Origin of the sequence: Flavobacterium shii, assembly GCF_025847235.1 — a bacterium.
GTDB classification, from domain to species: Bacteria; Bacteroidota; Bacteroidia; order Flavobacteriales; family Flavobacteriaceae; genus Flavobacterium; species Flavobacterium shii.
This window is the reverse complement of the sequence record NZ_JAOZEW010000010.1, coordinates 123448-136582: the sequence shown is the minus strand read 5'-3', so window position 1 is coordinate 136582 and position 13135 is coordinate 123448. Positions and strand designations below refer to the sequence as shown.

Here is a 13135-nt window from a genome sequence, read left to right as displayed (position 1 = left end):
GATTGAATGTTTTTTTTAGCCCTGACAGGAACGATATCCTTCGTCTTTGCAGGATAACAAATACTATTTATAATTCTATAGATTCTCCTATTGCTATAAGCATTAAGTCTTTTCCTTTGTCAAAAAACTTACGAATAGCATCTTCATGATTAATTTTGATATACCCGAATGTATCGAAATGATACCCTAGAATTTTATCACATTCGATAAAATCTGAAGCAATAATAGCATCTTCAACATCCATTGTAAAGTTGTTACCGATTGGCAAAATAGCCAAATCCAGTTTGGTACGCATTGGGATTAATTTCATATCCATTGTAAGCGCAGTATCTCCTGCAATATAGATGTTTTTATGTTCTCCTTCGATTACAAAACCACCTGGATTCCCTCCGTTACTGCCATCGGGAAATGAACTTGAATGTATGGCATTTACATATTTTACTTTCCCGAAGTCGAATTGCCAACTTCCACCGTGGTTCATTGGGTGGGATTTAAACTCTCTTTGGGCATAATAACTTGCAATTTCGGCATTGGAAACTATTACCGCATCGGTATTTTTTGCAATGGTTTCGACATCGAGAATATGATCTCCGTGCGCATGCGTAAGCAAGATATAATCGGCTCTTAATGTGTTTATATCGATATGTGAAGCCAATGGATTCCCTGTAATAAAGGGGTCTACTAATATGTGTTTCCCTCCTACTTCGATTCCTAACGAGGCATGACCGTAAAATGTGATTTTCATTTTGATAAAATTTTAAAGTTTGACATATTATCTTCCTCCTAAGAAGAGATTAACGATGATATCTGAAATTAATGAAATCATACACAAAGTCAATAATACTGAAAGTAAAAATGTACTTAGTGCTAGTGTTTTTAATTGAGGATCTAATAATTTAGGTTCCTGATTTTTATAAACGGTTATTAAATGTTTGGTTAAAGGTATGTATGCCAATAAAAATAGGTATTGATCGAAACGATAATCGCTTAAAACAGCAAATGCAACTACGGAAATCATCGCTGTTATGATTAAAAAGAAATGATATCTTTTGGCATTTTTACCTCCCATTTTTACAACAATCGTGTTCTTTCCCGATTTTCTATCGGATTCTTCATCACGCATATTATTTAGGTTCAAAACCCCAACACTCAATAATCCTATAGCTACAGCTGGTAAAATCAATACTGCATCTATTTGTTTTGAGTATAAAAAATTAACACCCAACGTACTCACTAATCCAAAAAAGACAAAGACAAATACGTCTCCAAATCCTTTATATCCATAAGCCGAATTACCTACTGTGTAACGAATTGCCGAAATAATTGCTGCTATTCCCAGTAATAAGAAAAAGATAGAATACACAAAATTAGTCTCGCCAAAAGCAAAATAAATTAAGGTAATTGCAGATAATAATGTCAACATAGATGTGATCATTATGGCCTTTTTCATGGCTTGTGGTGTTATTACACCACTTTGTATTGCGCGCTTAGGCCCTATTCTGTCTTCATTATCGGTTCCTTTTACTCCATCGCCATAATCATTGGCGAAATTGGATAAAACCTGTAAACCAAGCGTTGTTAAAAGTGCAAAACCGAAAATTTTCCAATTAAAAACCTCTGTAGGTGTATAAACGTCTTCTGTAGGGTTTGCCAAAGCGTACATACTACCAACGATAATTCCAGAAACTGATAAGGGTAATGTTCTTAATCTAGCGGCTTCAATCCAATGTTTCATTATATTTTTGTTTAATTTAAAGTTTAAGGTTTAAAGTTTAAGGTTCCAGAACTTGAAACTTTAAACTTTTAAACTCTTTTTATGGCAACCATTTGTTTTCGCCAAAATTAGGCTTTCTTTTTTCCAGGAAGGCATTTCTTCCTTCTTTGGCTTCTTCGGTCATATAAGCCAAACGGGTTGCTTCTCCTGCAAAAACCTGTTGCCCAACCATACCATCATCGGTAAGATTCATAGCAAATTTTAGCATTTTTATAGATGTTGGTGATTTTTGTAATATCTCTTGCGCCCATTCATAAGCAGTATCTTCTAGCTCATCGTGAGGAATAACAGCGTTTACCATTCCCATATCCATTGCTTCCTGAGCCGAATAATTACGCCCTAAGAAGAAAATCTCACGTGCTTTTTTCTGTCCAACCATTTTGGCAAGGTAAGCCGAACCGTATCCTCCGTCGAAACTGGTAACATCTGCATCGGTTTGCTTGAAAATAGCATGTTCTTTACTCGCCAATGTCATATCGCAAACTACGTGTAAACTATGTCCGCCTCCTACTGCCCATCCTGGAACTACAGCTATAACAACTTTTGGCATAAAACGAATTAATCGTTGTACCTCCAAAATATTTAAACGATGTTGTCCATCATCTCCTACATATCCTTGATGCCCTCTTGCATTTTGATCTCCTCCACTACAAAAAGAATACACGCCATCCTTGGTCGATGGACCTTCGGCAGATAATAATACTACTCCTATCGAAGTGTCTTCTTGTGCATCGTAGAATGCTTGGTATAATTCGGATGTTGTTTTTGGTCGGAATGCGTTACGTACGTTAGGTCTGTTAAAAGCTATTCTCGCAACTCCATTGCATTTTTTATAGGTTATATCTTCAAATTCTCTGACAGTAATCCAATCCATTAGATGCTATTTTTAATTAATTATAGTGTAAAAATAAATCATTTTTTACACTTTAGACTACACAATCACTATGAAGTAATTACTAAAATAATTTTGCCTAAATGTTAAAACCCGTTTTCAAACAAAAAACAATATTAATTCTTAGTGTATTCCATTTTTTATTATTTACCTTTACCCTCTATTAATCAATGTGATACAGTATTTTTCGTACACATTTTGGATTGATTTTCTTTCACTGATTTATTAACCTAAAAAATGATTTTTTTGAGAAAATTTAAAAAATTTGTCGCTCATTTTTCTATGGTTTTAAATTTAAAAACTCTAGACAATGAGCAAATGAGAATAGCATTTGTCGAAATTGCAAAAAAGAGATAGTAACACCTACGGTTAACCCAGAAGATTTATTAAACTACTCTGTAAACAGAGTACTTATTATCGTTTAATTGTCTTTAAAAATATTAAAAATAAACCAAAGGTTCTGCCGCGAAATTAATTTTAGCATTTAAGTATTTGTTACCCTTATTTCAAGACAAGCCCATCTAAGAAAGTAGCAAGTCACACGCAACATAATTAAGTACAATATTCATTGTGTGGCTATATTCACTTTTAGCGATGAAAGTACATTTATTTTATTTTTGTTTTGTTTAATTACAATTTTTTTTAAAACTGGAATAAAAAAGGGAAAGGCTAATCGTAATGATTAGCCTTTCTTGTTATAATAACTTTATACTACTCTTTAACCAAGTAAATTCCGTCTTCTTTAATCTCGATTAGTTTTTCTCTATAAAGAGCTCCAATCGCTTTTTTGAATGTTTTCTTACTCATTTTAAGCACCGTTTTAATATCTTCTGGGTGAGAGTTGTCGGTAAGTCTTAAAAAACCACGACTTGCTCTTAATTCATCCATTATCTTCTCGGCATTTGGCTCGATACTTTGGTATCCTTGAACTTGCAATGATACATCTATTTTATTATCAGGACGAATGTTCTTGATGTAACCACGCATACGGTCTCCTGTACGAATAGCGTCATCATAAACCTCATCTTTGTATAACAATCCTTTATGTTTCTCATTGATGATAACGTTGATTCCTATTTCGGTAATATGAGAAACAATTAAATCTACCTCTTCGCCTTTTTCGACAGTTAGATTATCATTGTTCAGGAATTGATTGGTTTTACTTGAAGCTACCAAACGATTGGTTTTTTCGTCCATATATAAATAAACCAAGTAACGCTTTCCTTTTTCCATAGGACGCGCTTGTTCTTTAAATGGAACCAAAATATCTTTTTCCATTCCCCAATCCATAAACGCACCAATCTGGTTGATGTAGTTTACACGTAAAAGCGCAAACTCGTTCAATAAAATATAAGGTTCTAATGTTGTTGCAACCGGACGTTCTTCATGATCCAAATAAACGAAAACGATAAGTTCTTCGCCAATTTCAAATTCATTTGGAACATATTTATTTGGTAATAGTATGTCGTGTATCCCTTCTGGATCTTTCTCGGGGTTACCCAAAAACAATCCAACTTTGGTATCACGTAATATAGTTAAGGTGTTGTATTTTCCTATTTCAATCATCTTCTTTAATGTTCTGTATTGCTAAATAAGCAAGTTTCTAAGTCGCAAAGGTACGAAGTTTGAAAATGAGAAGCAGAAAAATTATTCCATTAAAAAAGCGCCTATTAGGCGCTTTCTATATTTTAAAGTTTAATACTATTTGTAAACACTTTCTTTTTTAAAATGAAGTGTCAATAAATAGTATACAACTGCTCTGTATTTATTCTTGTTTGAGCGTCCGTATTTTTCTAATACTGCATCAATTCCAGCATCTAAAGCGGTGCTATCTGCTAATCCTAATTTCTTAATTAAAAAATTATTCTTTACTGTTTCCAATTCCGATTTTTGCGTTCCTGCAACAGTTGCTGCATCTGCATTGTATATTGACGGCCCACAACCAATGGTCACTTTTGTCAATAAATCCATATTCGGGGTTACACCACATTTATCTTTTAAATCGGCAGCATACTTTACAATTAATTCGTCTCTTGCGCTCATAAATAAAAATTTAATATTTGATTAATACTAGTTTATATTCTCAAATTTAAGCATTTATTTTATACAAGGTATTTCTTTTAAGTATTTTTTAATAAAATTAACCTTATAATAACTCTTTAAAAAATTGAAGCAATATTTTATCGTTTTCAATTGTTGGTGTGAAAATTTCCAAAATAGCTGGTGCATCATTCGAACCATACAAGGATTGCAAACCCAATTGTAAGGAACTTTCATCGCTGGCTTTTATATAATTCATCTTGAACATTCCTGCCATAAATTCGGCTGTTAAATGGTGTGATGTCTCAAAGAAGGTATTAAATACTGGTTGTTCCTGATGCCCCGGTAAAATACGGAAGATCCCTCCTCCTCCATTATTAATGATTATAATCTTAAAATTTTTAGGGATATAACTATTCCACAAAGCATTACTATCATACAAGAAACTAATATCGCCTGTTATAAAAACGGCAGGTTTGGAATTGCCAACTGCAGCTCCAATAGCAGTCGATGTACTACCGTCGATTCCGCTTGTACCACGATTACAGAAAACTTCTATAGATGAATCGATATCGATTAATTGTGCGTAACGAATAGCCGAACTATTACTTATTTGTAACTGACTGTTTTTAGGTAATGCTTCTATTACTTTTTCGAAAACTTTAAAATCAGAAAACGGAATCTTACCTAAATATTCCTGCACTCTTACTTTTCTTAAATCATTTATTTTTGAGATTTTTGAAAAATAATCACTTTCAATAGATTCTGTTTTAGGAAAAAAGGCTTCAAAGAAATCATTTGGATTTATTTTTATATGCTTTGGCGAAGCACCAAATGTATCATAAGCCCTTAATGTATCAATATGCCAATGTTGTTTTGGCTTGTACTTTCGTAAAAACGCCTTTATACGTTTAGATACTATCATTCCTCCAAAAGTCACCAGAATTTCGGGCTGAAAGTCTTCAAAATCGGTTGCTGTAAACGGTGTAATTAAAGTATCTATATTATTAACAAAACTCGGGTGATACAAATTAGACGTTGTTTCGGTTAAAACTACTGTCGATTTATCATTGGCCAATCCTTCTATTGTTTTCTTGCTAATAGTATCCGGCTCATTTACTCCTACCAAAACCATCTTACGGGTCGATTTGTTCCAAGAAGCAACCATATCGGCTAAATCCTCTATTGTTTCCGACTGGTTTTCTTTTACGTAAGTGTTTATTATTGGCTTTACAGAAAGTTCTGAAACTGTTTCATATAATGGCTCTTCAAATGGAGCATTAATATGTACGGGTCCTCTTTTTGCTTTAGCAGTATCTATTGCTTCATTGATTTTTTGGTCATTTTCGGAGGAAACATCTTCATGCAAATTGGCATTATACAAAGAGTGATTTAAATATACATTTTCCTGACGAATGGTTTGTCCATCGCCTATATCGATCTTGCTTTGCGGACGATCTGCTGAGATTACAATTAACGGAATCTGACTATAAAATGCTTCTGCAAAAGCAGGATAATAATTCAACAATGCCGAACCCGAAGTACATACTAAAGCCGTTGGTTGTCCCGTTTGCTGGGCGATTCCTAATGCAAAAAATGCTGCACATCTTTCGTCGGCAATACTATAGCACTGAAATGCGGGGTTACTTACAAATCCTATGGTTAAAGGTGCGTTTCGTGATCCTGGAGATATAATAATGTTGGTAATTCCTTTTTCTAAACAAATCTGAATGATGCTCTGTGCCAGTGGTATTTTGGGGTAAATCATTTTTACGAAATTATGAAGTACAAAGTTACTAAGTTAGGATATGATTTATGGTATAAATAACGAGATATTACCATTTTTTTATAGAAAAAGGAAATATATTTGTAAAAATTATCTTTAATAAAAACAGAAGGATTATGCGCTTGATTTATCTATCATTACTTATATTATTTTTACATACGGGAAATGCTCAGAGTCAATTTATTAACGATGACGTTTCTTATAAGGAGGCTCTTGTAAAAGCTAAAAAAGAAAACAAACCAGTTTTTATTATGCTTTATGCTACTTGGTGTCCTCATTGCAATGTAATGAAAAGCAGTACTCTTAAAGATCCGGCTGTAATGACCTTTTTAAAGGATAATTATATCTGTTTATGGAAAGATATTGATAAAGAAGAAGGAATTGCCTTAAAAAGCAAGTTTGACACTAAATCATTGCCTAGTTTTTTAATTATAGATGCTAATGAAACTGTTTTATATAATTTAAAGGGAGAAATAAAAACAGCCGACTTTTTAAACGAAATTAAAAATGCATTAAATCCTAAAATGCAATTACCTTATCTTGAGGCTGCATTTATGGCCGATCCCAGTAATCCTAATAAATGTCTGGCTTACTTAAATACGTTGAGAAAAGGCCGCGAAAGGGTCGATTTATCCAAAGCTACTCATACGTATCTTGCCACACAATCGGACCCACAATTACTTAGCGAACTTAACTGGCGTATTATATCCAATGGTGTAAGCGATATCCAATCGCATGAATTTCAATATGTATTACAACATCAAAAAGAGTTTGGAGCTGTTGCTTCTCCTGATCGTGTGGAGAAAAAAATCATTAACATCGTAACCGAATTATTACGCCCTTATACCGAAAGTCTGGATACTATTAATTACTATAAACAGAGAGAAATTGCTAAAACAATTCATCTTCAAAAAACAGATTCTCTTATTTTTTCTTATGATTTATCTATTGCCGAAAGAAGTACCAATTGGGCATATTATAAAAAAACAACTCTGGACGGAACTCAAAAATATGTTTGGAATAACCCAAGTACTCTAAAGGAAATCGGACAAGTATATTTAAAAAATATTACTGATGTCGAAAGTCTTAAAAAAGCAATAGAATGGGTAAAACGTTCTTTGGACCTTAATGATTCTTATGATGGGAATTTACTCTTGGCCCGACTTTATATTAAGATAAAAGATAAAAAATCGGCTTTGGTGTATGCTAAAAAGGCAAAAGCTATTTGTAAGGAAATGGATTGGGATCCAAAAGATGTTGATGCTTTACTAACCGAACTTAAATAAAAAACTATAAATAATAAAACTAATTATGTCTGTAACAATTCGACCAGCAAACTCTAAGGATTTAAGTAAAATTCTTGATATTGTTAATCATTCTATTCTCTATACAACTGCTAATTACAGTTATGAAATCCAGACAATTGAAGTACAGCAAAAATGGTTTGAAGATAAAAATGCTAAAAACCTGCCCGTTATTGTAGCCGAAATAGATGGCGAAGTTATTGGTTTTGGTAGTTATGGTCCGTTTAGAGAAAAAATAGGCTATCAATATACTATTGAACATTCTGTTTATGTAACTGAAAACATAATCGGTAAAGGTATTGGTTCTAAATTATTGACAGAATTAATTGGCTTGGCCAAAGAACAAGGATATCACGTAATGATTGGTGCTATTGATGCCGATAATGCGGGAAGTATTACTTTTCATGAGAAGTTTGGATTTGTTGCTACTGGAACTATCCGTGAAGTTGGGTATAAATTTGATCATTGGTTGGATTTGGTTTTCATGCAATTGATTCTTAAACATATATAAAAAAACGGATTTTAAACAATGCTAGAATCCGTTTTAATTTGTTAATTAAGCAATCTTTAAAAAAGAAAACTGTTTTATTATTTATCTAGATATTCTTGTGTAGTTAATACTTGAGCATATAAATTTCCCAAGGCTGTTAATCCTGCTAGATAGGATTCATGTATTTGTTTTGCTGGAATTGTTTTACCATAAAGCATACGGTCTTCGGTAGCACAGGCATCTCCTATAACTGTTGTTGTATATCCTAAATCCATTGCTGCTCTTACCGTTGTAGCCACACATACATCGGTCATCATTCCGCAAATAAGTAACTCGGTAATCCCTTTTTCGGTAAGATATTGATGCAATGTAGTATCACGAAAACTATTAGGATAATGCTTTAAAATTACTTTCTCTTCATTAATCGGTGTAACATCTTTATGTATTTCTACCCCTTTGGTATCTGGCAAAAAGAAATCAGCACCTTCATTCATAGATAAATGCTGAATATGAATAATATCTATTTTATTCTCACGAGAATATTCTAGTATCTTTTTGGCATTACCCGAGGCTATTTCTGGCTGATATAAAACATGATTTCCGTTATCAAAATAATCATTTTGAATATCGATAAGTACAAGTGCTTTTTTCATAATTGACTGTGTTTAAATTTATACAGCAAAGGTAACTTACAGTAATCAGGCAAATTTTGAACTAGTTCAAAAAAGCTCTTTATAACCTTATTCTTTTTTGTACATTTTCTTTCGGATTTTACTCAAAAACTCATGCGAGATTCCTAGATAAGCTGCTATTTGCTGTTGTGTAATACGTTGTTCTAAGGAAGGGTATTTTTTTAAAAACTCCAGATATCGTTTGTCTGCCGTTTGTCCGTGAGACGAAATAAGTCGGCGTTGGAAAGCTACTAGTGTTTTTTGATTCATGATTCGAAACAATTTCTCTACAATTGGTAATCGATCATATAAATTGTCTTTGTCTTTCTTTGAGATAATTAATACCTCACAATCCTCTAAAGCTTCGATGGTAAAAATAGATGGTACCTGATTCATAAAGCTGTCAATATCTGTTGCCCACCAATCTTCGATGGCAAAGTATAAGATTTGTTCACTCCCAGATTCACCAGTATAATAAATACGGAAGCATCCTTTGGTAACAAAAGCTTCGAAAGTATTTATTGCACCTTCTTTGAGTAAAAAGTCTCTTTTTTTTATTGAAACTGGGTGGAAATAACCTCTGAAGATTTCAAACTCTTCATCGGTAATTTCTATATGCCGTGCTATATTTTTTCGTAATGATTCAAACATAGTTTTAAAAGTATGAAAAATAAACTTTATGGCAACAAAAAAGCGATTTTCATTAATTTGAAAATCGCTTTATACTTATTATTTTAATGCTTATTAGCTTTTAATCCATTTGATAATTTCCGGATCTGTTGGTAATGTTTTAGGATGAATTACTTTTACCAATTCTCCTTTTTCGTTGATTAGATATTTCTGGAAGTTCCACTCAACTTCTGAGTCTTGCACTCCGTTTTTAGATTTTTGAGTTAAGAACTTGTAAACTTCGCTCATATCATCTCCTTTTACCGAGATTTTATCCATCATAGGAAAAGTAACGCCGTAATTTTGTTGGCAAAAAGCGCCAATTTCTTCGTTTGTACCTGGCTCTTGTGATGCAAAATTATTTGCAGGAAACCCAACAATAACAAAACCTTTATCTTTATACTCTTTGTAAATTGCCTCTAAATCTTTGTATTGCGGCGTTAATCCACATTTTGAAGCTGTATTTACAATCATTATCTTTTTTCCTTTTAAAGAAGCAAAATCAAACTGATTCCCTGTTAAATCTTCTACTTTAAACTGATAAATAGTTTGTTTTTCCATGACGTTTTCGCTTTTGCTAGTTTTACTTTTTTTAGTTTGTGCTTGATTCTGACAGCTAAATAAAAACATAACTCCACAGAATAGAAACAATATATTTTTCATAATTATTTTTTTTATAAAATTAATCAAATTTGATTTACCTGATTTCGTTCTTCACTTTATTTTATGATGAACAATTGTTAATTAATCTAAACATATACTGTAGGGCATCTGAAGCTATAAACGTTAGGTTTTCTGTTCAAATAAAATTATATCATTAAAATTTGTAGATAATTCTTCCTTTCATAAAAAAGGGCGTTCCTGGTGTAAAATGTATTTCTTCGACACTTTCTGGTTCATTTTTTAATCTTGATTCGGTTGCAAACTGGGTCTCATTCCATGCTGTATTAAATAAGTTGTCGATTGAAACTCCGAACGTGATTTTTTTATAATCATAGTTCAAGTTCATGTCGCAAACAAAATATCCATTGGCAACAATAGAGTTATCTTCATTAGCTGGGCGGTTTTTTAAATAACGGTAACGTATTCCTCCAGAGAATCCATTCCATTTATGAAAACTTAATCCTCCTGTTGTCGTAAAATCTGGTGCTAGCGGAATATAATTTTCTCCCTTAGGTTCATCTATGCTACGGGCATAAGTATAATTCCCATCAAAGTCAAAATAGAACCATTGGTTTAATTGGTAACGTAAGCCTAAATCTACTCCCATACGTCTTGTTTTTCCGCTTGGCTCAACAATTCCTGCATCGCCAACGTATACAAACTCTTGTTGTAGATACAAATACCATAAGGCTGAGTTTACAATTAAATTAGGTAATGGTTTCCAGATTGTCCCTAGATCTGCTCCTATCGAAATAGGCAGGATATCTGTTCCTTTATTAGCCACTACTACCCTAGTATCGTTAGAGTGAAAACCTATTCCTGATTTAAGATAATACTGCAAATTATTATTTTGAGTATAAATAAAATTAAGCTTAGGCGAAACTCTCACTTTATTCTCTGATTGTGTTTTGTAATCTATCGATAATTTATCCTGATAATTAAACTTAAAATAATCGACTCTTACGGCTGGGTTTATAATTAATTTCCCAATGTTTATCTCTGAGTTTAAATATGTAAAAATATTAGACTCATCGATATCTCCTAATTTAATTTGTTCTAAAACGGTTCTTCTGTTTAATGTATGCGAAAGTTCAGAATCGGTTGTGGCATCTGCACGAAATCCTACTCCTAATTGAAATCCTAAATCTAATTTATCTGTTTTAACCTTTTTATTCAATTCAGCATTCATTCCATAAATATCTCTATTTTCTTTTTGCTTAATCTGATCTCCATTTACTGGATCGTTTAGGAAAAAGGTGAAATTAGAATACAATTCAAACTCATAATTGGTATAAAAAGCATTGGCTTTTAAGAATGTATTTTCATCAATTGGTTTATGAAGTGAAGCATTAAAATTGGTTCTCGATGAATTCCCTCCTTCTGTATCATCTACTGATCCGAATCTCGAAATTATTCCTTGATCTACCAATCGTTGTGGTATTTGTCCTGATGCATCCCATTTGCTTGAAAAACGGGAAGCCAAAATCGATATTTTACTATTATCTTCGAGTATAGCCGAATATTTACCTAATAAGTTTACTCTATTAAAATTTTGAGGAGAATCAAAAGGTCCATCGGTAATAATGTATTCAGTAGCAATATAAGCGCTTTGCTTTTTTTGTTTTCCTAATAAGTCAAATAATCCAACTGTTCTAAAGGTATTAAACTGTCCTACTTCGACACCTATACTACTATTTTCTAATCTGTCTTTGGTTTTAAAATCAACATATCCTGTTGTTGCAAAATCGCCTTTATTGGCATAATATGCTCCTTTTCCAAAATCTATTTTATCTACTGTTTCGGGAATCACAAAATGTAAATCTGAATATCCTTGTCCGTGTGCATGCGAAACCATATTTACTGGCATTCCATCAACTGTAATCGCAATATCGGTTCCGTGATCAATATCAAAACCTCTTAAAAACATTTGCTCGGCTTTACCTCCTCCTGCATGCTGACCAATAAATAATCCTGGTACTTTACGTAAAATTTCTTGTGAAGAGTTTACTGGAGTTACCTCCAAATCTATCTTCGAAATTACATTCATTGCCAATAATTTAGGCTGAATTACTACTTCATCTAGTTTAAAACTATCGTCTTCTAGCGCAATTATAATCTCTGATTCGGATATGGTATAGGTTGTTTTTTTATATCCTAAAGCACTAACCTTTAAAACATCTCCAATGGTAGATTTCTCGATACTAAAGTTTCCGATTTCGTTGGTATGTGCGTGACTTTCGGTTTTTGTATTAAAAATATAAGCATTTTCAATAGTGTTTCCATTTACATCAACCACAACACCTTTTAAAATTTGACTGTAACTATTTAACCCAAAGGTCATCAGGAGTATTAATAAATATTTTTTCATGAGGGGAATTTATAATCTGAATTATTTTCGCACGTAAGTTTTGTAATTGATTATTCTTACATTTCAGACAAAAATATTCTTTTTATAATTCATTGCCAAGTCAAACTTTAATTTAAAGCCTAAAACAACATTAATAACTTAATTTTAAGCGTTTTGTGGCAATATTAACTTTTTAGTGATTGGAATTTTGAAGTAGAATATAATTTAATTAGGAAAAGGTTTCCAAATTCGTTCCCTCATCTGCTCTTATAGAAAATGGCAAAATATTATCCCCCATATTTACCACTACTATCCTAAATACATTAGAATGGAAACCTATCCCTGATTAAAAACAAATATTTAAGGCTAAATTATCCCCCATTTAGACCTTCATTATTTTGTATATACGAGATTGGTTTATGTTTGGTTTTAAAAAAGTAAAAAAAGTTAATATTTTATTTATTAAGCATTTACAAAGTATTCTTGCTAGAAATAAATT

The 13135-nt window shown here is 32.5% G+C and carries 12 protein-coding genes; 2 read left to right on the top strand and 10 right to left on the bottom strand.

Annotation, left to right across the window (positions count from 1 at the left end):
• Positions 1-67: 67 nt before the first annotated feature.
• The 6 genes from OIU83_RS11025 to menD form a co-directional block, all read right to left on the bottom strand.
• On the bottom strand, positions 68-745 hold the full coding sequence (locus tag OIU83_RS11025) for a metal-dependent hydrolase (RefSeq protein ID WP_264206312.1): 678 nt from the start codon (positions 743-745) through the stop codon (positions 68-70).
• Between the two features lie 27 nt (positions 746-772).
• Positions 773-1735, bottom strand: coding sequence for a 1,4-dihydroxy-2-naphthoate octaprenyltransferase (gene menA / locus OIU83_RS11020; RefSeq protein WP_264206311.1), 963 nt, complete (start codon positions 1733-1735; stop codon positions 773-775).
• Between the two features lie 79 nt (positions 1736-1814).
• Positions 1815-2648, bottom strand: a complete 834-nt coding sequence (locus tag OIU83_RS11015; protein ID WP_264206310.1) for a 1,4-dihydroxy-2-naphthoyl-CoA synthase — start codon at positions 2646-2648, stop codon at positions 1815-1817.
• A gap of 729 nt (positions 2649-3377) precedes the next feature.
• Entirely contained in the window at positions 3378-4232 is an 855-nt protein-coding gene (locus OIU83_RS11010) for a CvfB family protein (protein ID WP_264206309.1), read from the bottom strand.
• Between the two features lie 135 nt (positions 4233-4367).
• The gene (locus tag OIU83_RS11005) at positions 4368-4709 is read right to left on the bottom strand and encodes a DUF2853 family protein (protein WP_264206308.1); all 342 of its coding nucleotides are present in this window, start codon (positions 4707-4709) and stop codon (positions 4368-4370) included.
• Positions 4710-4812: 103 nt separating this feature from the next.
• The gene (menD, locus tag OIU83_RS11000) at positions 4813-6474 is read right to left on the bottom strand and encodes a 2-succinyl-5-enolpyruvyl-6-hydroxy-3-cyclohexene-1-carboxylic-acid synthase (RefSeq protein ID WP_264206307.1); all 1662 of its coding nucleotides are present in this window, start codon (positions 6472-6474) and stop codon (positions 4813-4815) included.
• 134 nt (positions 6475-6608) lie between these two features.
• Here menD and OIU83_RS10995 point away from each other — a divergent pair, with 134 nt between their 5' ends.
• Together OIU83_RS10995 and OIU83_RS10990 are read left to right on the top strand one after the other, a co-directional pair.
• A complete protein-coding gene (locus OIU83_RS10995) occupies positions 6609-7778 on the top strand; it encodes a thioredoxin family protein (protein ID WP_264206306.1) in 1170 nt (389 codons plus the stop codon).
• Between the two features lie 25 nt (positions 7779-7803).
• Positions 7804-8307: a GNAT family N-acetyltransferase gene (locus OIU83_RS10990; RefSeq protein WP_264206305.1), complete on the top strand. Its 504-nt coding sequence runs from the start codon at positions 7804-7806 to the stop codon at positions 8305-8307.
• A 77-nt stretch (positions 8308-8384) separates the two neighbouring features.
• Here OIU83_RS10990 and OIU83_RS10985 read toward each other — a convergent pair whose 3' ends face one another.
• The 4 genes from OIU83_RS10985 to OIU83_RS10970 form a co-directional block, all read right to left on the bottom strand.
• Entirely contained in the window at positions 8385-8939 is a 555-nt protein-coding gene (locus OIU83_RS10985) for a cysteine hydrolase family protein (protein WP_264206304.1), read from the bottom strand.
• Positions 8940-9026: 87 nt separating this feature from the next.
• Positions 9027-9608 (bottom strand): Crp/Fnr family transcriptional regulator, encoded by a 582-nt coding sequence (locus tag OIU83_RS10980; protein WP_264206303.1) that lies wholly within the window; start codon positions 9606-9608, stop codon positions 9027-9029.
• A gap of 93 nt (positions 9609-9701) precedes the next feature.
• On the bottom strand, positions 9702-10289 hold the full coding sequence (locus OIU83_RS10975; protein WP_264206302.1) for a glutathione peroxidase: 588 nt from the start codon (positions 10287-10289) through the stop codon (positions 9702-9704).
• Between the two features lie 154 nt (positions 10290-10443).
• The gene (locus OIU83_RS10970) at positions 10444-12657 is read right to left on the bottom strand and encodes a TonB-dependent receptor (protein ID WP_264206301.1); all 2214 of its coding nucleotides are present in this window, start codon (positions 12655-12657) and stop codon (positions 10444-10446) included.
• Positions 12658-13135 lie beyond the last annotated feature (478 nt).